This window comes from Neorhizobium sp. SHOUNA12A (assembly GCF_023006505.1).
Lineage (GTDB): Bacteria > Pseudomonadota > Alphaproteobacteria > Rhizobiales > Rhizobiaceae > Neorhizobium.
The window spans coordinates 56,877-82,801 of sequence record NZ_JALBGV010000016.1 but is presented as its reverse complement, the minus strand read 5'-3'; the positions used below and the strand labels follow the sequence as shown (position 1 = coordinate 82,801).

The window sequence follows — 25,925 nt, the reverse complement described above, 5'->3', positions numbered from 1 at the left end:
ATGATGAGATCGTTGTCGGATACGCTGGAGCGGCTCGCCCGCTTGAAATCACTGGGTTGGGAACCGACCGACGCGCCCAGCCATCTGGAGGCGCTCGAGGGCTTCGGATCCAACCCCGGAGCGCTGGCAGCCAAGGTTTACGTGCCCTCTCTGCTTCCCAAACATCCCGCCCTCGTCGTCGTTCTCCACGGATGCACGCAAACCGCCTCCGGTTATGATCACGGCACCGGATGGTCGAAGCTCGCCGAACGGCATGGCTTCGTGGTGCTCTTGCCGGAACAGGTCCGGGCCAACAACGGCAATCTCTGTTTCAACTGGTTCCTTCCGGGCGACACGCGCCGCGGCCAGGGCGAAGCGCACTCGATCCGCCAGATGATCGATGCCGTGGTCTCCCGGCACGGGATCGACACTTCGCGCATCTATGTGAGCGGCCTGTCCGCAGGCGGCGGCATGGCCAACGTCATGCTCGCCACGTATCCGGAAGTCTTCGCGGGTGGCGCAATCATCGCAGGACTGCCCTATGGCGTCGCCGCAACGGTGCCCGAAGCATTCGACCGGATGCGCGGCCACGGCCTGCCGGCACCATCGACGCTTCAGTCGCGGCTGAAAGCCGCTTCCACCCATCAGGGGCCATGGCCAACCATCTCGGTGTGGCAGGGCACCCAGGACAACACGGTCGCAGAGGCGAATGCGCAGGCGATCATCGACCAGTGGCGCGGCGTTCACGAGGTCGGCTCGCGGCCGGACCTCAAGGAAAAGATCGACGGCCAGACGAGAACCGCGTGGAAAGATGCCCGCGGCAGGCAGGCGCTCGAATATTACAGCATTGCCGGAATGGGCCATGGAACGCCGATCGATCCGACGCTCGGCAACGAGAACGCCGGGCCGTATCTGCTGGATGTCGGCATATCGTCGACGCTTCATTCGGCAGAAAGCTGGGGCCTGCTTCGCGAAGGTGCGGAGCCGTTGCAGGCGAAGAACGACGGTCTCAAGCGGGCATCCGTTTCTTCTCAGGAGGCAAAAGAGCCTGAAGGTATCCAGCAGATCATCGAGAATGCGCTTCGCATGGCCGGCCTGATGCGCTGATAAGGCCGGGAGAATAAGCGCGGCGACGGCCGGGGGAGAGGGAATGGCCGCCGCCGAACGCTCCCGGCTTAAACGCCGGAAGCTGCAATATCCGCGTCGAGACGTTCGCGAGCTTTCTTGGGCAGTTTCGCGGTCTTGACGGCCTCCAGGTTGGCTGGCGCATTGCCGACAACGATGAGGCCAATCATGCCCATGCCGACATGCGGCGAGCATTTCACGGCATATGCCCCCTCAACGTCGAAGGTGACCTTGACGCTTTCGTTCATCTGGCCCTTGAACGGCTTTGCACCTTCCGGGATCAGCCCCTCGATGGTCTCGGCATTATGAGACTTGTCCGTCGGGATGAAGGTGACGGTATCGCCCTTGGCGATCTTCAGGGAGCCCGGTTCGAATACCATCGCGCCGTCGTTACCCTTGTTGAGCATGTGCACTTCGAAATCGGCAGCCGACGCCACCGTGGCGCAGACAGCCGTGACGATCGCCGCACCGACCAGGGATGCCAAAATCTTCTTCATTTTCTTACTCCTTTTCTGGAAGCCCACGGCTTCGTTGGAATTCACACTAGAGCAAAACCGCCGGTGCTCTTTGACGTACGACAAACGGTTTTGAGTTTGTCGCGGCTCGCTTTTGCGTCGGTTTGGGCCCGGATGGCGACGTGATGGTCACGTTGTCCAGCCCACTTGCCGAAGCGTCTTGAGAAGGGGCGCATACCAGCGGGTGGATTTGACCAGGCGAAAGCCCAGATTGTCCGGCGGGGTCCCCACTGCGCAGCCGCCGCCTTTCGGATCGCGGATGAAGGAACTCATCGGCGATCGATGGGTGCCGACGGTCACGTAGACGCCGCAACTTTCCTCGAAGGCCCGAACGGAACCGTTCGCATAAAGATGGACCCTGCGATGGCAGGTCGAGGTCCATTCCCAGATGTTGCCGCCAAAGTCGGCCAGACCATATTCGTTCTCCCCAAAGCTTCCCGTCGGCCGAGGGGTGGGATTACCTGCGGCCCGCTCGCGCGCTTCGCGCTCGTAGTCGGCGAGCCACCGCAGCGCGGGGTTCTTGCTATCCGGGTCGAGACCGAGAGCATCGTCCGGAAATCTCCTGCCCGCGGCCTGCGCCAGTTGTTCGTCTGTCGGCAGGGTCCAGTATTCACCGGTCACCTCGGAGAGCCAATGAGCATAAGCCGTGGCATCGTCGAAGCTCACGCCGGTGGCGGGAACGTCCGTCCTTGATGTAGCCGCTTCTGGCGATCTGCAGGCGCCTGCGGAAACGCACGCCCGGTATTCCGAGGCCGTGACGTGATATTTCATGATCGTAAGGCTCGGCCCCGCGACCACCGTCTTCATCGGCGCATCGATCGGTGCCGTGCCCTTCAGGAACTCTCCGTCGCTCCTGTAGCTGTAGCTGCGGGCAGGAACGACGACCGTCGCGGGCTCATAGACCGCGCCCTCTGGGGGCGCCGGCCTCATGAAGCCCGCCTGATGGAAGATACCTGCCGCCAGCACGGCGATCAGCGTGATCGGAAGCCCGGTATGGAGGAGCGAGAGCTTTGGCCTGTCGTGTGTGCATGGCATGTTCGCCTCCCGAGGCGAAATCTGGCGCTTGCGGGGGATGAAGGCCGGCCGGGAACAGGCTCATGCCATGCTCCCGGCCGTTTCCGATCAGGTGCCGCTCGGCGCAAGGACCGACGTCATCAAGTCGTCGTTCCAATCGCCGGTGACCTTGAAATGCGCCGCCGCACCCAGTTCGAAGGCCTCGATCAGGTTATGGTTGACGTAGGCGTATATGCCGGGCTGCTGGAAGGTATAGAACGCAGCACCTGCTGCACCGCCCGGGATGAACCAGGTCTCCTGGTCGAGGTCCGGAGGGTTGGCGAACTTGCCCGTAGCCCAGACGTAGTCGCCATGGCCTCCGATGAGGTGAGGCCGCGTGTCGCGGTTTGCCTGCGAATGGACGATCAGTACCTTTTCGCCGACAGCGGCGGTCATGGCGTTCTGCCCCGTCAAGGCCCCGACCGCCCCGTTGAAGACGATATGCGTCGGGGTCAGCGTCCGCATCACCTTGAGCGTGTCTTCATAAGCTTCGCCGGCGCTGTCATATTTCTTGAACTTGCCGTTCCCGTCGCGGGGGACGTAGAAATCCTGCTCACCCACATAGTAGATCTTGTCGTAGGTCAGCGGTTTCCCGTTGCCGTCCTTGAGGCCATCGCGCGGGAGCACCATGATGGCGCCGTTCATGCCCGAGGTAACGTGCCACGGCACCATTCCGGGAGGTGCGCAGTGGTAAACGAAGACGCCGGCCTTGGTTGCCTTGAACCTCAGAACGGTTTTCTCGCCTGGGTTCACCACGGTCAGCGCACCGCCACCCAAGCCGCCGGTTGCCGAATGGAAGTCGATATTGTGCTGGAGTTCGTTGGTGTCGGGGTTGATGAGCGTCAGCTCGACATAGTCGTCCTGATGGACGACCATGAGCGGGCCCGGAACCGACCCGTTGAAGGTCATCGCATTGATCTCGGTGCCTTCCTTGTCGATGACGAGCTTCTTCTCCTGGATGGTCAGCGTAACTTCGATCACCTTTGGCGGGCCGTCTGCTTTCTGAGCATGGGCATGCACGAAAGGCGGCTTCACCAGCTCGATTTTCTCGCGACGGAAGCGCGATAGGTCCACCGGTTTCATCTTCGCCGCGGGCGCTTCGTCCGCATAAGCGAAGGAAGCCTGCACGACCGGTGCGATTGCGCCAACGAAGGCTGCCCCCGCAAGGATCGAGCGTCTGGTCATCTGAATCGTGTCGGTCATGGTTTCTGTCCTTCGGAACAAGGGGCGGAGTAAATCGCCGTCCTCTGGAAGCAGAATCTATGTCCATGTCCCCATCTACTCTTTGACGTGAAACAAACAGAACATCGGCTTTTGCTTGCGTATCCGCAAGAAAACGAGGCAAATCTGGGCCGATTGAGCGGTTAAGGGAAATTCCTCACGACCGATCTGTTGTCCGGCCGGACACCGAGCGGCGGCATTGCAGGCTAAAGAGCGTGGCGGTGGATCGCATCCCGGTCGAGGGACATTCCCCAGCCAGGCGCATCCGGGATCTGGGCCGTACCGTCGACGAGCTTTATCTTTTCCTCGTAGAGCGGCGCGAACCATTCCACGTATTCAAGGGAATGGGCCGTCGGGACGTGGGCGAGCAGCTGCAGGCTCATTTCAGGAAAAAGATGCGAGGAGATCGGTAGATCAAAGCTTGCCGCCAGTGCGCCGACGCGGGCGAATTCGGTAACGCCGCCAACCCGCTGGAGATCCGGCATGAGAATGGAGGCGGCACCCGTTTCGATCATCCGCCGGAAACCGTAGCGGGTATATTCATTTTCACCGGACGCGATCGGCATGCGCAGGGCTTTTGCGACCTTAGCCGAATCCTCCAATGCATGGGCCGGCACCGGTTCTTCGAACCAGGCGATATCCAGGGGGGCCAACGCATCGCCGAGCTTGATCGCCGCATCGACGTCGAGCGCCTGGTTGGCGTCGATCATCAACCCGATATCGCTGCCGATCGCCGCCCGAACGGCCTTCACACGCGGCAGGTCGACATCGATCCGTCCGGCAAGCCGCAGCTTCATCGCCTTGAAGCCAGCTGCGACGAAACCTTCCGCCTGCCGGACGAGCGAAGGAATGTCCTGAGTGAGCCATAGGCCACCGCTTGCATAGGCTGGAATGGTCTCACGGCACCGGCCCAGCATCCGCGAGATCGAAAGCCCGGCGCGTTTGGCTCTCAGATCCCACATGGCGCCATCGATCGCGGAAATGCCCATGATCGAGACGCCCGTGAAGCCGATGAAGTTGATGCGCCGCCAGGCATCAGCCCAGAAGGCGCCCGTATCGTCTGGATCGCGTCCGATCACCGCATCCCGCAGCACATGCACCATGCTATCCAGCAGCTTCATCTGCTCCGGCCGGATGGTGAAGATCAGGTTTTCGCCCCGCAGTCCCTCGTCGGTAACGAGATCGACGACGATGCAGGAGAATTGATGGATGGTCGCCGTGGCATTGCCGAGCGGTTCCGCAAGCGGCAGGCTGACGGCGGTGGTAGTGAGATCAGTGATTTTCATGGGATCGTTACCGGTTCAGGGCACGGGGAGCTTCGGTGTAGATCGGATCGTCGACGAAACCGCCGCCCTGCCACTTGGCTTGTGACGATCCTCTGTCAGGAATGCCGGGATTGCGTTCCAGTTCCGAGCGATAAATCTCCGAGCTGTCCTTCGGAACCCAGCCCAGATAGGCGGAAGCGGAATTATCCCACCATTTCGGCTGATTGTCCGACACGCCCCAGATCGTCGGGCAACCGAGATAGGGAGCCCTGAAGACCCGTTCGGAGAGGGATGCCATGTCATCGAAGCTCAGCCAGATCGACAGCATCCGCACCGTCGTCGGCCTGGGCCAGCAGGCACCGATGCGGACGATCGCCGTTTCCTGGCCGAATTTGTGAAAATACATCTGCGCCAGGCTCTCGCCGAAGCATTTCGAGGCGCCATAGAGGCCGTCGGGCTTGGTGGGCTGATCGACGCCGATGAACTGGTCCTGCCGGTAGAAGCCGACCGTATGGTTGCTGCTGGCAAACAGAATACGCGGTTTTCCATGCTTTCGCGCCGCTTCATAGAGATTGTGCAGACCGCGGATATTGCTGTCGAGAATGGTGGCAAAGGTGTTTTCGGAAGGAACGCCGCCGAAATGCAGGATGCCGTCGCATCCTTCCACCATGCGCAGGACGGCATCGGAATCCGCCAGGTCGCAGGCAAACGGCTCCTCGTTGGCCGCGGCATCGTCCAGTGGGGCGATATCGGAAATGCGGATGATCTCCGCCAGGTGCCCGAGCCGCTGGCGCATGGCCTTGCCCATGTTGCCGGCCGCCCCGGTGATCAGAAGCCGCTTCATCCCCATTCCTCCTCGATATGCTGCCGGCAATCTAGAAGGTGCCCCGAAGGGGCGTCAACTCATAATATGACTTGAAGACCAAAATAGGATGCCACGGTATTGGCTGCCGAAATTTTAGGTCAAGATAGCGCCAAATGCGTTGTTTTACCGATCTATATCGGTTGACGAGAGTTACCTTTTCGGTCTTCATATAAAGTAGCAGTCATGTGACGTCATACTCTCACCTGAGTGCCTGGAATGGAGGAACCCCAGATGAAATGGATGAAGCATGTGGCTCTGGCCACGGCTCTGACGCTGTCTGCGCCGGTCGGCGCATACGCAGATACCCCCGCCGACCAGCTGATCGTCGGCCTCAGCATGAACAATATCCTGACCCTCGATCCGGCCGCGATTTCAGGCCGCGAGGCGACGGGCGTCATCGCCAATCTCTATGACACGCTGGTGGAGCTCGCGCCGGACAAGAAGACCGTCAATCCGGGCCTCGCCAGCTCCTGGACGGTGACGGATGACGGCTCGATCACCTTCACGCTGAGGGATGGCGCAAAGTTCACGTCCGGCAATCCGGTCCGGGCCGAAGATGTCGTCTGGTCGATCAAACGCAACATCAGCCTTGGCCTGGTCGGGGCGGGCGTCTGGTCGTCCTTTGGTTACAAGGCTGGCAATATCGACCAGTTGCTGACGGCCGACGGCAACAAAATCACCCTCAAGCCGGCTCAGCCGACCGATCCGCAGCTTACGCTCGACATTTTTGGCAAGCCGGATGCCAGTGCGGTCATCGACATGAAGACCGCCATGAGCCACGAGACAAACGGCGACAAGGCAGCGGCCTGGCTGAAGATCAATGCCGCCGGTTCCGGTGCCTTCAGCCTGACGCGCTGGTCCTCCAACGAAATGCTCATCCTGACGCGTTTCGACGATTATTGGGGCGAAAAGCCCAGGATGAAGCGCGTGATCTTCCGGCACATGCCGGAATCCCAGACCAAGCGCCTGATGCTGGAAAAGGGCGACGTGGACGTCGCGATCGGCCTTTCGGTTCCCGATATCGCCGCGCTCGGCAAGAACAAGGACGTCGAAGTGCAGAGCACGCCGAGCTCGGGCTTCTACTTCCTCGCCGTGAGCATGAAGGACGAGCGCTTCAGGAACCCGGACGTGCGCCTCGCGATCCGGTATCTGATCGACTATGACGGCATCAACAAGACGATCATGCCGAACTACGGCACCAAACGTCTTCGCCCGGTCGCCGAAGGCGTCATCGGCAGCTTGGCCGATCCGGACTACAAGATCGATGTCGCCAAGGCCAAGGAGCTGCTCGCCAAGGCGGGTTATCCCGACGGTTTCCCGGTCAGGCTCCTGACGCTCAACGAGCCGCCTTTCACGGACACCGCCACCGCGATCCAGGCAACCCTTGCCCAGGCCGGCATCAAGGCCGAAATCGTCCAGGGCGCCGGCGACCAGATCTATGGCCCGATGCGCGAGCGCAAGTTCGAAATGCTCGTCGGTCGCGGCGGCGGCGGCCAGGAGCCGCATCCGCATTCCAACCTGCGCGCCCTCGTCATCAACCCGAACAACGCCGACGACGCCAAGCTCAGCGGCATTATCGGCTGGCGCACCTCCTTCTTCGACCAGCAGCTGAACGACATGTCGGCTAAGGCACTGGTAGAGCGTGACCAGGCGAAGCAGAAGACGGCCTATGAAGACATTCAGAAGCGATACGAGGAACTCGTTCCTGCGCTGCAGCCGATCTCGGCGGTTGTCGACAGCGTCGTCTATCGTGCCGACGTCAAGGGCTATGTGAACCACTACGGGTGGACGGTTCGTCTGCGCAGCGTGTCCAAGCAGCGCTGACCACTCATGCTATCAGTCCCTCCCAGGACGAGCGCTCGCAACCTCGGTTGCGGGCGTTTTTTACGGGCTGCGAACGCTCGGCCGCAGACATGAAAAAGCCGGCAGGTTGGACCTGCCGGCTGATGCGCTCGGGGAGAGGGTTGGAGAGGAGGACGCCTATTCGGCCGCCTGCACCCCGAGAGCGCCATTGCGATAGGGCTCGCAGAGAGCCTCCATCATCTTGATTTCTTCGGCGGTCAGGTCGGTCAAAGGAGCGCGAACCGAACCGGTATCGAAGCCCATCAGCCGCACGCCGGCCTTGATGGCGGAAACCGCGTAGCCCTTCTGGCGGTTGCGGATCTCCATGAACGGATAGAAGAAATCGATGAGGATCTGGTTGGTGGCGGCCGTATCGCCGGCGCGGAGCGCCTTGTAGAATGTCTGGGCGAGCGCCGGAACGAAATTGAAGACCGCCGATGAATAGGTGGTGACGCCTGCGCCGAGATAGGCGTCCGCAAAAAGCTCGGCGGTCGGCATGCCGCCGAGATAGGTCAGGCGGTCGCCCATGATCGCGGTGATCTTGCGCACCAGGCCGATATCGCCGGAACCGTCCTTGAAGCCGACCAGATTGGGGCAGGCCTCGCAAAGGCGCGCCAGCGTTTCTGCCGTCAGGATCGAATTGTCGCGATTATAGACCATCACGCCGATGCCGACCGACTGGCAGACGGTCTTGATATGCTGGTAGAGGCCCTCCTGGCTGGCATCCATCAGGTAGTGGGGCAGCAGGAGGATGCCGTCTGCACCGGCCTTTTCGGCAGACTTGGCGATCGAGACGGCGATGCGCGTGCCGTAACCACAGCCGGAAACGATCGGCGTGCTGCCGGCCGAGGCCTTGGCGGCGACGATGATCTCCGGAATTTCGGACGGCTCCAGTGAAAAGAACTCGCCCGTGCCGCCGGCGGCAAAAAGCACCGAAGCATCGAACCCGGCCAGCCAGCCGACATGCTGCTCGTAGGCCTTGCGGTTGAAGAGGCCGTCCTTACCGAACGGCGTGACGGGGAACGACAGGAGGCCGGCGCCGAGCGCATGCTTCAGTTCATTTGGATCCATAGACATGGCAGTCCCTTCCTGGTTGATTTCCAGAAGGCTACCAAGTCATATTATGACTGTCAATAGTTGTATTATCTTTGTGGAAAACTCACGGCCGCCGTATCAGCGATCGATAGCGTTGCTGGCTCCCCTTGAGATGCATGCGCATGGCGTCGCGAGCAGCCGAATCATCGCCATCCGTGATTGCGCGGGCGATCCGGGCATGTTCATCCTGGATCTGGGCTAGGTATTCGGGCGGCGAAATCTCGACCTCGCCCTCCTGCAGCAGCGATCGCGGAATCATCTGCTTGCCGATCGCTTCCAGAAGTTCCCGGAAACGCGGGTTGTTGGTCGCATCCGCGATGGCAAGATGGAAAGCCCGGTCGCTTTCAACCGTTGCCGCGCCGGCAGCAATCTGCCGTTTGATCGTTTCGAGACATTCGAAGATCAACTCCTGCTGCGCCGGCGACGAGCGAACGGCGGCAAGGCCGGCGGCCTCGATCTCGATGGCGGCGCGGACTTCCAGCATCTCGATGATCGAGGAAACCCGGCTGGCATCGACGGTGCGGAAGCCGCCCTGAAGCCCGGCTTGTGGCGCCAGCACGAACACACCGACGCCATGGCGGACCTCGACGAGATTATCGGCCCGCAACGAGGCGATCGCCTCGCGGATGACCGTGCGGCTGACCTCGTATTGCTGGGTCAGTCCGCTTTCCGTGGGCAGTTTGTCACCGGGTTTCAACGCGCCACTCGTGATCGCATCCCGCATCCGCCGACCAACCGTCTCGACCAAGTTGCGGCCTTTTCGGGAAGGTGCCTCCCCGGTGATGTTATCTGCTCTCTTCAATGCCTGCCCGCTCTCTCGCTTTGCCATTTCAGCCACTTAGAGGGGTAAAACCTGCCCGTGTTGTCAAGCGTCGGGCAAGAATTTTATTGACGCCCAGCCATGGACCTATAGTATGAGATGACCTATGAGGTATGATGACACTGCGGACCGACGCATATTTATCGACGGCCCGCCCACGAGGGAAGAATGCTCAAGAGACTGCTTCTAACCGGCGCCGCGGGTGGTGTCGGCCGGGCAATCCGGCCGATGCTGAGGGAAATCGCCGAACATGTCGTGCTGTCGGATATCGGTGAGATCGCCGATGCAGGCGCAAACGAAACCTTCATCCGATGCGATCTGGCGGATGCCGCGGGCGTCGCAAAGCTGGTCGAAGGCGTCGACGGCATCATTCATCTCGGCGGCATTTCCCTCGAAAAGACGTTCGACCTCATCGTCCAGGGCAATATCGTCGGCCTCTACAATATCTACGAAGCCGCCCGCCACAACGGCCAACCGCGCATCGTCTTTGCAAGCTCCAACCACGTCGTCGGCTACTATCGGTGCGATGAAAGGCTGGACAACACGGTCGTGCCGAAGCCGGACTCCCTCTACGGAGCTTCGAAGGTTTTCGGAGAAGCGATTGCCAGCCTCTATTTCGAAAAATTCGGACAGGAGACTTTGTCCGTCCGCATCGGTTCGTGCTTCGAAAAACCGGCCAACACGCGCATGCTGGCGACCTGGCTCAGCTATCGTGATTTCTTTTCCCTCTGCCGGCGCGCCTTTGCTGCCCCGCGGATCGCACATACCATCGTCTACGGCGCCTCTGCCAACGACGAGCAGTGGTGGGACAACCGCAATGCCGCTTTCCTCGGCTGGAAACCCGAGGACACATCCGCAAAGTGGCGCGTCGAAGTGGAAACGGCAGCCGGCAGGCAAGACCCGACCGATCCCGCCGTCATCTATCAAGGCGGCGCCTTCGCCTCGGCCGGCCATCCGGACGATGCGTGAACGACAGACTTCCGCCGCCCGACGGGCGGCTCCGATCCGGCCCTCGCCGGGTCCCGACATGAAATGGCGGAGGTTCGTCCCTCTGCTTCTGACAGGAGGAATTTCGTGAAGATCGTAGACGTCAATGTGCGCGTATTCTCCCATACCACGCGCCGTCACCAGGATACCGCCGGCCATGCCCACCCTGGCCCGCCGCACAAGGTCAACCTGGCGCTGCTGACCATCGTCGACGACGACGGAGCGGAAGGCTATTGCTTTGCCGCGCCGGAAGTCGTTCGCCCGCACGTGATCGACAAGTTCGTCAAGAAGGTGCTGATCGGCGAAGATCCGTTCGCCCGCGAAAGGCTGTGGCAGGACCTCGCGCACTGGCAGCGCGGCAGCGCGATGCAGCTGACCGACCGCACACTTGCGATCGTCGATTGCGCCCTGTGGGATCTTGCCGGCCGCAAGCTGAACATGCCGGTCCACAAACTGATCGGCAGCTACCGCGAAAAGATCCCGGCCTATGGTTCGATCATGTGTGGCGATGAGCTGGAGAACGGCCTCGCGACGCCGGAAGATTACGGCCGGTTCGGCGAAACGCTCGTCAAGCGCGGCTACAAGGGCATCAAGCTGCACACCTGGATGCCGCCGGTCTCCTGGGCGCCTGATGTCAAGATGGATCTCAAGGCCTGCGCCGCGGTCCGCGAGGCGGTCGGCCCGGATATCCACCTGATGATCGACGCCTTCCACTGGTATACCCGCACGGAAGCGCTGGAACTCGGCAGGGGTCTCGAAAAGCTTGGCTTCGACTGGATCGAGGAGCCGATGGACGAGCAGAGCTCGGCTTCCTACGCCTGGCTTGCGGAAAACCTCGACATTCCGGTCCTCGGTCCGGAAAGCGCCGGCGGCAAACATTTCAGCCGCGCCGAATGGATTACCTCGAAGGCCTGCGATATCCTGCGCACCGGCGTCCATGACGTCGGCGGCATCAGCCCGGCAATGAAGACCATGCATCTGGCCGAATCCTTCGGCATGAACTGCGAAATTCACGGCAATGGCGCTCCGAACCTGATCGTCGCGGCCTGCACCAAAAATGCGAAATGGTACGAGCGCGGCCTGCTGCACCCGTTCCTCGAATATGACGACGGCTTCGAATACCTGAACGCCCTCGTCGATCCGATGGACGAAGACGGTTTCGTTCATATTTCCGACAAGCCGGGCATGGGCGAGGACATCAACTTCGACTTCATCAACTCCAATCTGGTCGAGTGAACCGTTCATTCTGCCTCCCAAGCTTGTCGTCCGTGATTGGATCCTCGGGTCGAGCCCGAGGATGACGACGGAGAGGGTGTGCCGGGTCCAAAGCAAGCAACGCAATGGGCCAAAACGGTACTTTTGGGAGAGTGAGCTCCCCACACACTCGTCATCCTCGGGCTCGACCCGAGGATCCAATCACCGAAAATCAAAAGCCTTCGGCCAACATTCCGGAGCCCCGCGCAGTCGCCTGCCGTGGTTTTCAAAGATCGGAGAGCCCACACGAATGCGGAACCTCATAGTAAAATAATAGTATGGCTCCGCATTCGCGTGGCCTTCGGCGTTCTCTCGGGGCTTCCGGCCCCTACAGGTGATCATCTCGCCTCGCTGCGTGGCTTCATTTGCGATCTCCTTTCGGGAAATCCTGCCACTTGCACGGCTCAACCGAACCGGACATGGCTGTCCGGGGGAGGCTTGATAGGAATGGTCGTCTTGCGACGCACCCTCCATGGCTTTCACCTCCCTCACCTTCCCCGCACGTTACGGATCGAATGAGGGCGCCGGCTCCCGCCTGCCCGCGAACGTCTCGCGAAACACTCCGGCGACGGAAGCGGGAGGATTGTAGGCATGGGCTGGGAGGGCGGGGATGGTGACGTGGTTAAGCCGTTGGAGATGCTGGAGGGTGGCGATCACTTATCCACGGGTAAAACGTAAAGACCGCATTGGACAGCGCTCCCCGCCATACCCCCCTCTGTCCTGCCGGACATCTCCCGCAGGGGCAAGGCTTGCGCGTGGAGCCCCTCCCCCCTGTGGGGAGGGGTTGGGGAGGGGACTTCGCTCCGCATCCAAACCCCGCCCGCCTGCCGGCCACCCTCCCCACAAGGGGGAGGGTTAAGAAAGCCGCACCGCCTCGCATCCCATTGGTGAACCCCCTTGTGGGGGAGATGCCCGGTAGGGCAGAGGGGGGTGCCTCGCGACATACTCGGCCTCGACCGATCCAACCCCGCTTTTCGCGAGGGACTTACCTTCCAACCCACCTCACATCGCCCCGTCCAACCAGTCGATCGCATGATCCTGCTGGTCAATCGGGAATGCATGAGCCGCGCCGGGCCAAAGCCGCGTTTCGAGGCACCGTTCCGTCCCCGCTGCGCGCCAGATATCGTGAATCTGCCGGTGGGCCGCCAGGGCGGCAGGCTGCGGAAAATGCCGGTCTTCGGCGCCGCTGAAGATCAGTGCAGGTTTCGGCGCGGCGAGCCCTGCAAAATGCGGATAATCGATCTTTCCCGCGATCGGCGGATGCAGCATGGAAAAGGCCGACTGGCCGCGAAGCTGGTTGTTGCCCGGCTGCATGAGGCCCTGCAGCGTCCCCATCCAGCCGCCGGCGACGCAGGCCCTGGCGTCGTCCGAAAGTGCGGCAGCCTGCCAGGCGCGCGAGCCGCCCATCGAATAACCGAAGCTCGCCAAACGGTTACCATCGACGCCGGGCAGTCCGCGAAGCCATGCAATGGCCTCAAGGTCTTCGAGCAGGATGACGGAGGCGTAGGAAACCCCGAACTGCATGAGATTGGCCGCCAGCGCCTGCTGCGCTTCGTAACCGTTGCCTTTCCGGCTGCCCCAGCCGAGCGCGTCGGCGCAAAGCACGGTGTAACCGCGCCGGGCGAGTTCATTACCGACATGCCGGCCGCCATAAAGTTTCGCCGCCCATCGATCCGCGTCCGCTGCGATCTCGGAAACCTCGCTGGAGCGGCGGATCATCTTCTCCTTGCCGATCGAGAAGAACGAGCCGTGATCGTGCAGCAGCAGCACGGCAGGCGTGACGCTGTTGGTATCCGGACGAAGGAGATAGGCTCTCGTCGTTTCGCCGTTCGAAAAGCCAAGTTCGAGCTCTTGGGCCCTGCATCCGTCTTCAGCCCACTCTGTGACGACCGACGCGCTCGCGGGCGCGATCCGCCCGACGCCGAGTGCGTGGCGCACGTTGTTCCGTGTGCGGTCCTGCCAGTCCGGAAAGCTTTCCACAGCCGGTTGGAAATTCCAGTCGAATGAGAGGTTGTCGCGCAGCCTCGCCGCGAGGCTGGACATGTTCTCGCTGTCGATCATTGCTGTTGCCGCAGCCGTTCGAGCATCCGGTCGCGGCTGTCGCCAAGGTGCTTGCGCATCGCCCCGCGCGCGCCTTCCACGTCGCGGGCTTCGATTGCCTTGAGGATGGCACGGTGTTCTTCATTGACGCGTGCGAGATGCACGGAGAGGCTCGCGTCATCGACGGCATGGGTCGAAAGCCGCATGCGCGGCATCAGGGTCTCGCCGAGATAGTTGAAGATACGGAAAAAATGTTCGTTATGGCTGGCCGTGGCAACGGCGCGGTGAAAATCGAAATCCGCCTGCGTGTCCCGGCTTGCGCGGCGCACGGCGACATCCATGGCCTTGCAGGCCGCGGTCATCGCCTGGATATCCGCCTGGGTCCGCCGGTCGGCGGCAAGCGCTGCCGCTTCGGACTCGATGCCGATGCGCAGTTCGAGCCCCTTCACCAGGTTTTCGACCAGCATCAGGTTTTCATCGCCGAGGCGGAAAGGCGTGACACCCGCGTCCTGGCGAACGAAGACGCCGATCCCATGATGGATCGAGACGAGGCCGCTTGCCCGAAGATTGGCGATCGCCTCCCGGACGACCGTCCGGCTGACGCCCAGTTCATCGATCAGCGCCTTTTCCGTCGGAAGCTTCGAGCCGCGCGGATAGTCCCCAAGCTTGATACGCTCGGCGATCGTGCGCACGACCTGCGAACTCAGGGTCTCCCTGCGGCGCCAGGTAGAGGATGGGGCTTCGGCTGTCATCGGGCACTCCATGGCGTCTCAGACGTGAAACTCAGACAGCGTGGTCGTATTCGAGGCTCGCCTGGATCAGTTCCCGGGCATAGGGATCCTGGGCCTGGCCTGTCGCCAGCACGTCTCGGCTCATCACCTCGACCACGCGACCATGCTGCATGACCGCCAGCCGCTCGCACATATGATCGATCACCGCAAGATCATGGGAAACGAAGAGATAGGTCAAGTTGCGTTTTGCACGCAGATCGGCGAGCAGATTGAGCACTTCCGCCTGTACCGAGACGTCGAGCGCCGAGGTCGGCTCGTCGAGAAGCAGGATGCGCGGCTCGAGAATGAGTGCGCGCGCGATCGCCACGCGCTGGCGCTGGCCGCCGGAAAGTTCGTGCGGATAACGCGACAGGAAGGCCGGATCGAGGCCGACATCGATCAGAGCCCGCTCCATGCGTTCGACCTGGCGGTCCATGCGATGGATGCGGAGCGGCTCCTGAAGCGCCGTGCGGATCGACTGGCGCGGATGGAGCGAACCGTAGGGATCCTGGAACACCATCTGGACCGTGCGGCAATATTCGACGAAGGGCATGTCGTTGACCGACCGTCCCTCGAGCCGGATATCGCCCTCCCAGACGTTCAGGAGACGGGCGATGCAGCGCAGGATGGTCGACTTGCCGGAACCGGACTCGCCGACAAGCCCGAAGGATTCGCCGGCTTCGACCGAAAAGCAGACGTCGCCGAGAATACGCTTCTTTGCGAGACCATAGCCGAGATCGATCGAGAGATTGCGGACGTCGATGGCGGTCATGCGCGCACCTCTTTGGTCTCTGTGGAGATGGTTTGGCGGTTCAGGACCGGAAGCGGCTTTCGGCTGCCGCCGATATGCGGCTGCGCGGCAAGCAAGCCTTGAGTATAGGGATGCGTGCAGTTGCGCATGTCCCGGGCCGCCCGTTCCTCGACGACCTCGCCATGGCGCATGACCAGGACGCGGTCGCAGAAATTGCGCACCAGGTTGAGGTCGTGGCTGATCATGATGAGGCCGAGACCCTTGTTGGTCACCAGTTCGTTGAGGATGTTGAGGACCTGCATGCGCACGGTGACGTCGAGCGCGGAGGTCGGCTCGTCGGCGATGATGATCTGCGGCTCAGGGATCAGCATCATGGCGATCATGATGCGCTGGCCCATGCCGCCCGACACTTCATGCGGATAAAGGCCGAACACCCGTTCCGGATCGCGGATCTTCACCGCCTCCAGCATTTCCAGCGTCTTCTGCTTCGCCGCCTGGGCCGATGCCCTGCTGTGAACCCGGTAGGCCTCGGCGATCTGGTCGCCGACGCGGTGTACCGGGTTAAGCGAGAATTTCGGGTCCTGGAGGATCATCGAAATGCGTCGGCCGCGGATCGTCAGCATCTGCTTTTCGGTGGCGGAGAGAAGGTCGGTGCCGCCGAAATCCATGCGGTCGGCCTCGATCTTCGCGGTCGGCAGGAGCTTCAGCAGCGCCCGGCCGATCGTCGACTTGCCGGAGCCGGATTCGCCGACGATGCCAAGCCGCTCGCGGCCGAGATCGAAGGAGACGCCCTTGACGACGGTGTTGTAGGCCTTGCCAGCGCGATAGCTGACGCGGAGATTTTCGACCTTCAGGAGTGCCTGGCTGTTGTCCATGGGGAAAATCCTAACGCTGTTTCGGATCGAGTGCATCGCGCAGGCCGTCGCCGAGAAGGTTGAAGGCAAGGCTGACGAGCAGGATGGCGCCACCCGGGAAGGCGACCAGCCACCAGTTGTCCAGCATGTAGCGCCGGCCGGTGGCGATCATCGCGCCCCATTCGGGCAGCGGCGGCTGGGCGCCGAGGCCCAGGAAACCGAGGCCGGCCGCCGTCAGGATGACGGTCGCCATCGAAAGCGTGATGCGCACCAGAACCGAAGGCAGGCACATCGGCATGATCGACTTGATGATGATGCGCAGTGACGACGCGCCCTGCATGCGCGAGGCCGAGATATAATCGGCGCCGCGGAAGGTCAGCGTTTCGGCGCGCGCCAGGCGGGCAATCGGCGGCCAGGTGGTCAGCCCGATGGCGATGATCGCATTTTCGAGGCCGGCACCGAGGGCCGCCACGAAGGCGAGCGACAGGATGAGGCTCGGGAAGGACAGGAAGATATCGGTGATACGCATCATGATCGTGTCGTACCAGCCGCCGAAATAACCAGCCGTCGTGCCGACCAGCAGCCCGATCGGGCCGACGATGACCGATACGATGGTGATGATCGTCAGGCTGATGCGCGTGCCGTAGATGATGCGGCTCATGATGTCGCGGCCGAGTTCATCGGTTCCGAACCACTGCTCGGCGCTCGGCGGCTTCAGCGTGTTGCCGAGATCGATGACATTCGGATCATAGGGCGCGATCAGCGGCGCGACGATCGCCGTCAGGACCAGGATGGTGATGACGACGAGGCCGAAGCCCGAAGACGGGTTGCCGAGAAGCTCGCGGATGACGGCCAGCAGCCGGCGGAAGGCCGAATTGGGGTTTGCGCGAGTACCGTTCATGGCCACGTCCTGCATGTCGAGAGATTGAGCTGCCATGTCACCGCGTCCTCGGATCGAAGATCTTGTAAAGCGCGTCGGAAAGCAGGTTGAGCGCAATGAAGATGATGCCGACCAGCAGCACGCAGGTCATCACCGCGTTCATGTCGCCGATCAGCATGTTGTTGGTGATATATTGGCCGAAGCCCGGCCAGGAGAACACGGTTTCGATGAGCACCGCCCCCTCCAGCAGGCTGCCATAGGCGAGCGCCACGATCGTCACCAGCTGCACCCGGATATTCGCGAACGCGTGGTGCCAGATGGTGCGGCCCTTCGACAGCCCCTTCACCCGCGCCGTGGTCACGTATTCCTGGTTCAGCTGGTCCAGCATGAAACTGCGGGTCATGCGGGTGATATAGGCCATCGACGAATAGCCGAGGATGCTCGCCGGCAGCAGCAGATGGTTGACGGCATCCCGGAAGACCTCCCAGTCGCCGGCGATGATCGCATCGATCAGCAGGAAGCCGGTCGTTTCCGGCACGAGGCCGATATAATAATCCGACAGACGGCCGCCGCCCCCGACCAGATCCAGCGCCGCATAAAAGATGATCAGGCCGATCATGCCGGTCCAGAAGATCGGCATGGAATGGCCGATCAGGGTGAGGAAGCGGATGATGTGGTCGACCGGCCGGTTACGGCGCACGGCGGCCAGAATGCCGAGCGGAATGCCGAGGCCCGCCCCGACGATGATCGCGAAGGTGGCAAGCTCGATCGTTGCCGGCATGACATGCAGGATGTCGTTGATGACCGGCTGCCCTGTCCGGATCGACGTCCCGAAATCGCCATGAGCCAAATCGTTCACGTACCGGAAGAACTGCTGGTAGAGAGGAAGGTTGGCGCCGATCCGTTCCGCGACCATGTTGTATGTGGCCTGGTCGGCTTCTTCGCCGACAATGGCGCGGACCGGATCGACGGGCATCAGCCGTCCGATGCAGAAGGTCAGGATCAGCAAGCCGAGAAGGGTTGCCAATATGGTGCCGGCCTGCCGCGTGAAAGCGGTGAGACGCTCGTTGTTCATGGGGCTTCCTCAACATCGATCCGGACGCCGCGGCGCTGCCGGGCCACAGGGCCCACGCCGCGGCAACCCACGATTATCGTTCTTTCTTGACGGTGCGAAGCTGGGTCGACCAGGACGGGTTCAGTTCGAGACCCTTGATGTCGGCCCGGAAACCGACGCTGTCGACCACTTCCGAGAAGGGCTGGATCGCCGGCACCATCTCCGCGTAATAGGTCTGGATGTCCTGATATTCCTTGATCTGTTTGTCCTTGTTGCCTTCGACGAGCGCGTCATCGATCATCTTGTTGATCTTCTCATCATAAAAGGACGTGCGCCAGCCCTGGAAGTTCGTCAGCTTCGCCTCATCCGCATTGTTGGGATTGTAGACGATGGCGCGGAAGTTCGAGTCCGGATGCGGCAACTGGCCGCCACCGCCACGGCCGACGACAAGCTCATATTTGCGTTCGCGCATCGCGCCGTAGATCTGGTCGCCGGAGCCGGTGACGATCTCGGCCTTGATGCCGGCCTGGGCCAGCGTCGCCTGGATGGCGGTCGCGAGGCTCATGAACGGCACGTCGGAAATGGCGCGCAGCGTGGTCGGGAAGCCGTTCGGATAACCCGCCTCGGCAAGCAGTGCCTTGGCCTTTGCGACATCGAGCTTGTAGCCCGCATTCGGCAAGGCGCCGAAAATGCCCGCCGGAACGGGACGATCGCGCAGCTTGCCGAAATAGGGCAGTACGCTGTCGTTGAGGCCCTGGTAGTCGATGAGATAACGCAGCGCCTCGCGAACCTTCGGCTTCTGGAACTTCTCGTCCTTCATGGAGACGGCGAGATAATAAAAGCCGCTGCCGCCATTCGTCTGGATCTTGACGTCCTTGCTGCTCTCGAGCGCCTTGAGGTCGGCTGCGGACATGGAAAAGGCGATGTCGATATCGCCCTTTTCGAGCATCAGCCGCTGGCTCTGCGATTCAGCCAGATGGCGCATCATGATCCGGCGCATGGCCGGCTTCTCGCCCCAATATTTCGGGTTCTGCTCAAGCGTGACGCGCTCGTTCGACTGCCACTGGCCGAGCGTGAACGGACCAGAGCCGGCGGAATTGTTGGTGAGCCACGCGGCGCCCATATCGCCGCTCTTGTCGTGCTCCATCACCGCCTTCATGTCGAGGATGGAGCCTGGGCCGACAATCCCGAGTGTCTGCACGATGATCTGCGGGTCGACCTTCTTCGGCAGTTTGATGACGACGGTGCCGTCGTCGGGAGCGGTGAAACTTGCGTCGGCATTGGCCGCGGAGAAGCCGTGGGTTTTGAGGAACGACGCCTGGGCCAGGTTGAGCTTCATCAAGCGCTTGAAGGACCAGACCACATCCGCCGACGTGACCGGGTTTCCGGAGGCGAAGGTCGCTCCCTTGCTCAGCTTGAAGGTGATCGAGCCGTTGTCGTCGGCGATCGTCCAGCTTTCCGCCAGCTGCGGATCGACCTGAGCGCGATTGACGGCATCGAGCGCCACCAGGTTATCATATATGTTTGTGAGAACCTGTACGGTCTCCTTGCCGGTGATGGCAGCAGGGTCGAGCGTCAGGATATTGGTCATCGAGAAGCCGACAACCAGCATATTGGGCGGGGTCTCGGCGTGGGCAGGCTGGAAAAGCAGGGTGGAACCGAGCAATACCGGTCCCACTATTCTCAATAGCGGCTTCATGGCCGTCCTCCCTTGGATTGCCGGTCTCCTCCCGGCAGATAGATAATAGCGACCCAAGAGATATGATGTCTTACGACACCTGTCAATCCGAAATGCCGCCTTCTCCACTCGCAGCGCAGTGGCTGAGAGCAGGCACCAGACATGTTTCCGAATGTGCTTTTAGAAGCAGAGGAGGCATCGCATATCAGGATGTATGGCGGCGCGGCATTCGTAACCCTCCCCCTTGAGGGCAGGGTGGCCGGCAGGCGGGAGGGGTTTTTGCGGGGGCGAAGGCCCCTCCCCAACCCCTGCCACAAGGGGGAGGGGCTCCTCGCGCCGCCGCACGTTCCATATGCGATCGCCTGCCGGACGCTGGGCTTAGCCGCGCGGCTGATCAGCCGGCTATGTCGAAAATCGAGGCGGCGATGAAGCGCTCCTGATCGCTGCCGTAGTTGTAATAATAGACGCTCAGCAGTTTCCCGTCCGGCCTGACGACCGTTCGCGGATAACCGAGATCGGACATGCCGCCGTCGGCGCGGATGATGATATCCTCGCTCCAGGTCTTGCCCTCGTCGGAACTCACCCGGGCGCGCAGGCCAAAAGGCGCGTCGCGATAACCGAACACCAGCACCAGCCGGCCATCCTTCAACCGGTTCAGCGTCGGCGGATTGCCGGCGTAACCCGTATTCGGCACCGGCCGGCCGATCAATTCCCAGGTCTTGCCCTCGTCGCCGGAGGTATAGGCATCGATCCAGGCCTTGCGGTCCACGCCGCGGCTTGCCGTTGAGCAGCGCACCAGCGTCAGCACCTTGCCGTCCTTTAGCCGGATCGACGCAGGCATGATCGCAAAACCTTCTGGTTCCTCTCCGACAAAACCTTCGAACGTAAAACTCTTGCCACCGTCGCGGGTGCGGATGCAGAAGACTTGGCCTTCCTTGCCGTCCCGCTTGGCGGCGCTCAACAGGAAGAGCGCGTCATGCTTGCCGAGCGGCACGATGTCGGTGCGCGCCGAAATGCCAGGCAGGCCGAAATCGCCGAGCCGGTAGGGCCCTCGCCACGTCCTCGCCCGGTCGTTCGAGACATAGAACCAGCTGATCGCCCCACCCAGCAGGCCGGTGCGGGCGCACATGACGATCGTTTCAGGATCGGTGAAATCGATCGGCTGGTCGAGCGGGCGAAGATCCCGGTCGATGTCGATCTTCGGCTGCGCTTCCAGTTCAGGCAGGACATGCTCGTCGCCGGAAAGCGTCTGGCTGCCGGGCACGAAGGCGTTGAACCGCTCGATCGTCCAGGTCTCGCCGCCATCCATGCTGCGGGCCTGCACCGGAATGAACGGCCGGGTTTTGTCGCGCGCATGCAGGTTTTCCGCCTGGCCGCGAAAACCCTGGACAAAAATCGTCACCGCTTCCTCGCCCCAGAGCCACAGGCCGTAATTCGCCGGCCATGCAGCAAATTCGCCCGGTTTGCGGTAGACTTCCACGTTCTTGGTCTGATCTGACTTGGCCACAGGCATCCTCCTTGCCGCCGGAGCGGCTCATTCATCTCTTGATTGATCGATCAACCCTTGACGCCGCTGGTCACGGCGCCGTCGATCACATGCCGCTGCGCCAGCAGGTAGACGATGATGACCGGCAGGGTGATGAGCGTCGCCATCGCCATGACGACGTTCCAGCGTGCATCCGGCCCGCTCTGCAGCAGCTGCAGGCCGATCTGCAGGGTGGCCATCTCCCGGTGCGAGTTGAGGATAAGCGGCCAGACGAAGTCGTTCCAGGCGCTCTGAAAGCTCAAGACGCCGAGCACGGCGAGCGACGGCCGGGCCAGCGGCAGCAGGATGCGCCGGAAGATTGTGAACGGAGACGCACCGTCGAGCTTGGCGGATTCCTCGTATTCCATCGGGATGCGGGTGAAGAACTGCCGCATCATGAAAATGCCGAAAGGTGTCGCCGCAGTCGGCAGGATCATGCCCCAATAGGTATTGAGAAGGCCGGTGCCGCCATTGCCGAGCCAGTCGTTGCCGCCGGCGAAGGGGATCTTCTGGACGATCAGGAAGACGGGAACGATCTGGCTCTGCGCCGGCACCATCAGCAGGCCGACGACAAGCGCGAAGATCAGGTTGCGGCCGGAAAACTGCATGCGGGCAAGCGCGTAACCTGCGAGCGAGCAGAAGACGAGGTTCGAAACCGTCGAGCCCAGCGCATAGATCAGGCTGTTCACCAGCTGCCGGCCGGCATCCGGCGAGGCCATCGCATCAAGGTAGTTCTGCCATCGCAGCCCGTCCGGAACGAAACTCGGTGGAAACCGGAAGATTTCCTGGTCGCCCTTGAACGAGGTCGAGACCATCCAGAGGAAGGGCATCACGGTGGCGAGCGCTGCAAACAGCAGCAGCAGGTAACCGATGACATTCATCACGTCGAAGCGCGGGAACTCCCGGCCACGGCGGTGGGCCGTGATCTGCCGTTCCATCGCGGCGGGTTGCGCAAGGTCCGTCATGCGTCTTTCCTCCGCATGATCCGGGTCCCGATGATCGAGAACACCAGGATGGTCAGGAAGAGTATGGTCGACATGGCCGCGCCATAACCGAACTCGGTATAACCGAAGGCCGTCTGGTACATCTGGTAAACCACCGTTTCCGTCGAGCCGAGCGGCCCGCCCTGCGTCATCACATAAATTGCGCCGAACACCTGGAAGGTCTGCACGATCAGGATGATCAGCAGGTAGAAGGTGACGGAACTCAGCATCGGCACGGTGATGCGCAGGAAGATATCCTTGCCCTTCGCCCCATCAAGACGTGCCGCCTCATAGAGGTCGTTCGGGATATCCTGAAGACCGGCCAGATAGATGATCATCGCGGTGCCGAAGTCGCGCCAGATCGCCATGATGATCAGCGCGTTCATCGCAAGGCTCGGGTTCTGAAGCCACGGCTGCGGCGGCAGGCCGACCCGGGTCAGGACACCGTTGAGCGGCCCGGCATAGGGCTCGTAGACATAAGCCCAGACGACAGCGGCCGCGATCAGCGAGGTCAGAACCGGCAGGTAGAAGATCGTCCGGAAAGCCATGCGCCCCGGCACTTTTTGATTGAGCGCGACCGCTGCCAGCAGGCCGAGCAGCATGGTCGGAAAGGTCACGCCGATCGTATAGTGGATCGTGTTGCCGACCGCCTGCTGAAAGCGGGTATCATTGAACAGCTTGATATAGTTGTCGAAGCCGATGAAACTCGTCGGCTTCAGGAACGAGACGTCCGTGAAGCTCATCAACAGCGTCGCCACCGCCGGCAGCAGCAGCGACAGGAACAGGATGACGAGCGCCGGTGCAAGAAATGCGTAGGCGCTCCAGTTCTGGTGAAACCTGACCGTTTTGACCGGTCTGGATGTCGAGTTCTGAAGCGCCATGACCTGCTCCTCAGCTCTTTTTGAGCAATGTCTGCACTTCGTCCGCGGCCGCCTTCAGCGCCTTGTCGGGCGTGTTTTTCTGGAAAATGACTTCCTGAACGCCACGCGCGACGAGCGTCATCATGCGCGGGAATACCGGCGTTGCCGGCGCGGTCGGCGGGGCGTAGCTCGCGGTCTTGATGAACTTGGAAAGATAGGGGTCAGCCTGCACATCCTTGTTCTGCTGGGCGGACTTCAGGGCCGGCACGTTCTTGCTGGCGACCGCGAAGGCGATCTGCTGTTCCGGCGACATCGCAAACTCGACGAGCTTGAGGGCCGCCTCCTGGTTCGGCGCGCCTGCCCGGACGGCGAAGCAGAAGGGATCGACAAGCGATGTGAACCCGCCGCTCTCCTTCGGGAAGGGAACGACGTCGAATTCGACGCCGGCCTTCAACGCGTTATTGGTGGAGTAGTTGCCCGCGATCAGCATCGCGGCGCGTCCCTGGTTGAACGGGTTCGCCATGCCGCCGGGGCCGACGCCGAAGCCCGCATCGGTGATCTTGTCCGTGACGACGAGGTCTTGCAGGAAGGTCAGTGCCTTGACGCCTTCCGGACCGGCAAAACCCGGCGCCGACAGATCCGCCGTCAGCAGCGAACCGCCCGCGCCCTGCAGCAGCAGCGTGAAGAGCTCGAAGGCTTCGAGGTCGTTCTGGTAGATCTGGATGCCGGACACCTGCAGCATGCCGCCGCCGGGGCGCTTGGTGACGGCCTTTGCCCATTCGCGAAGTTCGGCCCAGTTCTGCGGCCCCTTGTCCGGATTGAGGCCCGCTTCGCTGATGAGCTTGCGATTGATGCCAAGACCGCGCGAGGTGCCGTAGAGCGGCATGGAATACTGGCCGCCGTCGGCACGGCCGTAGGCGAGCAGCGATGGGTCCAGATCGGCCGTCTTCACATTCGGAAGCGCCTTGCCGAGTTCGACAAGCTTCTTGCCGGAAGCATAGGTGAGATTGTAGTCCCAGTGCTGAACGATCAGGTCAGGGCCGGTATTGCCGTTGATCGCCGTCAGCATCTTTTCATTAAGCTGCGACGGTTCGGCATAAAGGCTGGATTGCAGCGCGACTTCCGCATGGGCGGTCTTGAAGGCGGCTTCGAGCGCTTCGCCGGCGGCCTTCTTGCTGCCTGCGAGCTGAGACCAGAAAACCAGTTGCTGGTCCGCCGCAAGCGCCCGGCCGGAAACCGACATCAGGATCGGCAGACTGGCGAGACCGGCAGCGGTGCCTGACAGAAATGCGCGGCGTGTGGGCTTCATGGCATGCATGACATCATTCTTCATCGTAAACTCCTCCCGATTTATCGACGACGATTTAGTTTCTGCTGACCGTAATCCCCGCGGCGTCAAAGACGTGGATGTTCGCCGCGTCGCAATAGACGTTCAGCGCCCGGCCCGGCTCGACGACCTGGTCGCCGGCAAACACGCAGGTGAAATTCTGACCCTCGATCACGCTGTGAACGATCGTCTGGGCACCCAGCCTCTCGACCGATCGCGGCACGACGCCGATCTTCACCAGCGGCTCGCTGCCGGCCGGATGCGGCGCCAGAAATTCCGGGCGAATACCGAGGACGACCTCCTCGCCGATCTTGAGGCGCTTCGCCAGTCCGTCGATCACGATCGTCCCGATGCCGGCAGCTTCGAAGGAATAATATTCGCTCTCGATCGCCTTCACCTTGCCGCGCAACATGTTCATCGGCGGACTGCCGATGAAGCCGGCGACGAAACGGTTTACCGGCTTGTGATAGAGATCCATCGGCCTGCCGACCTGCTCGACACGGCCGCCGTTCAGCACCACGATCCGGTCGGCCATGGTCATGGCCTCCAGCTGGTCGTGGGTGACATAGACCATGGTGGCGCCAAGCTCCTTATGGAGCTGGGTGAGCTCGGTACGCATCTCGATGCGCAATGCCGCGTCGAGATTGGAAAGCGGCTCGTCCATCAGAAAGATTTTCGGCTTGCGGACGATCGCTCGGGCGATTGCGACGCGCTGCCGCTGGCCGCCCGAAAGCTTCGACGGCTTGTCCTTCAGCCGGGTGGAAAGCTGCACCGTGCCGGCAGCCTTCTCGACCTGCTGGCGGATGTCGCCCTTCGAACGGCGCTCCATCTGCAGCGGAAAGGCGATGTTGTCGTAGACGCTCATATGCGGATAGAGCGCGTAGGACTGGAACACCATCGCCACGCTCCGCGTACCTGCGGGCCGGCGGGTCACGTCATCCGGACCGATTCTGATGGCGCCGTCGCTGATCGGATCGAGCCCCGCGATCAGGCGCAGCAGCGTGGACTTGCCGCAACCGGACGGGCCGACGAAAACCGCGAATTCTCCGTCCTCGATGGCAAGCGATACGTCCGTGATGGCGTCGAATGCCCCGTAGCTTTTCGAAACGTTGGATAGCTCCAGCCGCGCCAAGCTCGGTCCTCCCTGAATTGCCTCTCCCAAAGCGTCAGATGACTGACAGC

23 protein-coding genes are annotated in these 25,925 nt (G+C 61.9%); 4 read left to right on the top strand and 19 right to left on the bottom strand.

Annotated features, from left to right (window positions below):
- Positions 1 to 3: 3 nt before the first annotated feature.
- Positions 4 to 1,086, top strand: a complete 1,083-nt coding sequence (locus tag MOV63_RS10280) for a PHB depolymerase family esterase (protein ID WP_247033605.1) — start codon at positions 4 to 6, stop codon at positions 1,084 to 1,086.
- A gap of 68 nt (positions 1,087 to 1,154) precedes the next feature.
- Here MOV63_RS10280 and MOV63_RS10275 read toward each other — a convergent pair whose 3' ends face one another.
- The 5 genes from MOV63_RS10275 to MOV63_RS10255 all read right to left on the bottom strand — a co-directional run bounded on the left by MOV63_RS10275 (position 1,155) and on the right by MOV63_RS10255 (position 6,002).
- Positions 1,155 to 1,601: a pseudoazurin gene (locus MOV63_RS10275; RefSeq protein ID WP_247033604.1), complete on the bottom strand. Its 447-nt coding sequence runs from the start codon at positions 1,599 to 1,601 to the stop codon at positions 1,155 to 1,157.
- A 147-nt stretch (positions 1,602 to 1,748) separates the two neighbouring features.
- A complete protein-coding gene (locus MOV63_RS10270; protein ID WP_247033603.1) occupies positions 1,749 to 2,654 on the bottom strand; it encodes an SUMF1/EgtB/PvdO family nonheme iron enzyme in 906 nt (301 codons plus the stop codon).
- 87 nt (positions 2,655 to 2,741) lie between these two features.
- Positions 2,742 to 3,875 carry a copper-containing nitrite reductase gene (nirK, locus tag MOV63_RS10265; RefSeq protein ID WP_247033602.1) on the bottom strand — a complete coding sequence of 378 codons (1,134 nt, stop codon included), beginning with the start codon at positions 3,873 to 3,875 and terminating at the stop codon, positions 2,742 to 2,744.
- A gap of 224 nt (positions 3,876 to 4,099) precedes the next feature.
- Entirely contained in the window at positions 4,100 to 5,179 is a 1,080-nt protein-coding gene (locus MOV63_RS10260; RefSeq protein WP_247033601.1) for a mandelate racemase/muconate lactonizing enzyme family protein, read from the bottom strand.
- A 7-nt stretch (positions 5,180 to 5,186) separates the two neighbouring features.
- Positions 5,187 to 6,002 (bottom strand): NAD(P)-dependent oxidoreductase, encoded by an 816-nt coding sequence (locus MOV63_RS10255; protein ID WP_247033599.1) that lies wholly within the window; start codon positions 6,000 to 6,002, stop codon positions 5,187 to 5,189.
- Positions 6,003 to 6,263: 261 nt separating this feature from the next.
- On the opposite strand from MOV63_RS10255, the gene MOV63_RS10250 reads away from it, so the two are divergent.
- Positions 6,264 to 7,847 carry an ABC transporter substrate-binding protein gene (locus MOV63_RS10250; RefSeq protein WP_405029318.1) on the top strand — a complete coding sequence of 528 codons (1,584 nt, stop codon included), beginning with the start codon at positions 6,264 to 6,266 and terminating at the stop codon, positions 7,845 to 7,847.
- Positions 7,848 to 8,003: 156 nt separating this feature from the next.
- Here MOV63_RS10250 and kdgD read toward each other — a convergent pair whose 3' ends face one another.
- Complete coding sequence (kdgD, locus tag MOV63_RS10245; RefSeq protein WP_247033619.1) at positions 8,004 to 8,936, bottom strand: 5-dehydro-4-deoxyglucarate dehydratase; 933 nt, start codon at positions 8,934 to 8,936, stop codon at positions 8,004 to 8,006.
- Between the two features lie 88 nt (positions 8,937 to 9,024).
- Positions 9,025 to 9,789: a FadR/GntR family transcriptional regulator gene (locus MOV63_RS10240; protein ID WP_293405758.1), complete on the bottom strand. Its 765-nt coding sequence runs from the start codon at positions 9,787 to 9,789 to the stop codon at positions 9,025 to 9,027.
- Between the two features lie 159 nt (positions 9,790 to 9,948).
- Between MOV63_RS10240 and MOV63_RS10235 the strand changes: the two genes are divergently transcribed.
- Both MOV63_RS10235 and MOV63_RS10230 read left to right on the top strand, forming a co-directional pair.
- On the top strand, positions 9,949 to 10,749 hold the full coding sequence (locus tag MOV63_RS10235; RefSeq protein WP_247033597.1) for an NAD(P)-dependent oxidoreductase: 801 nt from the start codon (positions 9,949 to 9,951) through the stop codon (positions 10,747 to 10,749).
- Between the two features lie 105 nt (positions 10,750 to 10,854).
- Positions 10,855 to 12,003 carry a mandelate racemase family protein gene (locus MOV63_RS10230; protein WP_247033596.1) on the top strand — a complete coding sequence of 383 codons (1,149 nt, stop codon included), beginning with the start codon at positions 10,855 to 10,857 and terminating at the stop codon, positions 12,001 to 12,003.
- Positions 12,004 to 13,023: 1,020 nt separating this feature from the next.
- Here MOV63_RS10230 and MOV63_RS10225 read toward each other — a convergent pair.
- From MOV63_RS10225 to MOV63_RS10170, 12 genes are all read right to left on the bottom strand, one after another.
- Complete coding sequence (locus tag MOV63_RS10225) at positions 13,024 to 14,082, bottom strand: dienelactone hydrolase family protein (RefSeq protein WP_247033595.1); 1,059 nt, start codon at positions 14,080 to 14,082, stop codon at positions 13,024 to 13,026.
- A complete protein-coding gene (locus MOV63_RS10220) occupies positions 14,079 to 14,813 on the bottom strand; it encodes a FadR/GntR family transcriptional regulator (protein WP_038546177.1) in 735 nt (244 codons plus the stop codon). The genes MOV63_RS10225 and MOV63_RS10220 overlap by 4 nt, the downstream gene beginning before the upstream one ends.
- Positions 14,814 to 14,844: 31 nt before the next feature.
- A complete protein-coding gene (locus MOV63_RS10215) occupies positions 14,845 to 15,603 on the bottom strand; it encodes an ABC transporter ATP-binding protein (RefSeq protein WP_247033594.1) in 759 nt (252 codons plus the stop codon).
- Positions 15,600 to 16,457 (bottom strand): ABC transporter ATP-binding protein, encoded by an 858-nt coding sequence (locus MOV63_RS10210; protein WP_247033592.1) that lies wholly within the window; start codon positions 16,455 to 16,457, stop codon positions 15,600 to 15,602. The genes MOV63_RS10215 and MOV63_RS10210 overlap by 4 nt, the downstream gene beginning before the upstream one ends.
- A gap of 10 nt (positions 16,458 to 16,467) precedes the next feature.
- Positions 16,468 to 17,352 carry an ABC transporter permease gene (locus tag MOV63_RS10205; RefSeq protein ID WP_405029317.1) on the bottom strand — a complete coding sequence of 295 codons (885 nt, stop codon included), beginning with the start codon at positions 17,350 to 17,352 and terminating at the stop codon, positions 16,468 to 16,470.
- 22 nt (positions 17,353 to 17,374) lie between these two features.
- On the bottom strand, positions 17,375 to 18,391 hold the full coding sequence (locus MOV63_RS10200; RefSeq protein WP_038546186.1) for an ABC transporter permease: 1,017 nt from the start codon (positions 18,389 to 18,391) through the stop codon (positions 17,375 to 17,377).
- Between the two features lie 73 nt (positions 18,392 to 18,464).
- Positions 18,465 to 20,069: an ABC transporter substrate-binding protein gene (locus MOV63_RS10195; RefSeq protein WP_247033591.1), complete on the bottom strand. Its 1,605-nt coding sequence runs from the start codon at positions 20,067 to 20,069 to the stop codon at positions 18,465 to 18,467.
- A 373-nt stretch (positions 20,070 to 20,442) separates the two neighbouring features.
- Positions 20,443 to 21,555, bottom strand: a complete 1,113-nt coding sequence (locus tag MOV63_RS10190; RefSeq protein ID WP_247033590.1) for a sialidase family protein — start codon at positions 21,553 to 21,555, stop codon at positions 20,443 to 20,445.
- 50 nt (positions 21,556 to 21,605) lie between these two features.
- Complete coding sequence (locus MOV63_RS10185; RefSeq protein WP_247033589.1) at positions 21,606 to 22,538, bottom strand: carbohydrate ABC transporter permease; 933 nt, start codon at positions 22,536 to 22,538, stop codon at positions 21,606 to 21,608.
- On the bottom strand, positions 22,535 to 23,437 hold the full coding sequence (locus tag MOV63_RS10180; RefSeq protein WP_247033588.1) for a carbohydrate ABC transporter permease: 903 nt from the start codon (positions 23,435 to 23,437) through the stop codon (positions 22,535 to 22,537). The genes MOV63_RS10185 and MOV63_RS10180 overlap by 4 nt, the downstream gene beginning before the upstream one ends.
- A 10-nt stretch (positions 23,438 to 23,447) precedes the next feature.
- Positions 23,448 to 24,749 (bottom strand): extracellular solute-binding protein, encoded by a 1,302-nt coding sequence (locus tag MOV63_RS10175; protein WP_247033587.1) that lies wholly within the window; start codon positions 24,747 to 24,749, stop codon positions 23,448 to 23,450.
- A gap of 31 nt (positions 24,750 to 24,780) precedes the next feature.
- Positions 24,781 to 25,875, bottom strand: a complete 1,095-nt coding sequence (locus MOV63_RS10170) for an ABC transporter ATP-binding protein (protein WP_247033586.1) — start codon at positions 25,873 to 25,875, stop codon at positions 24,781 to 24,783.
- Positions 25,876 to 25,925 lie beyond the last annotated feature (50 nt).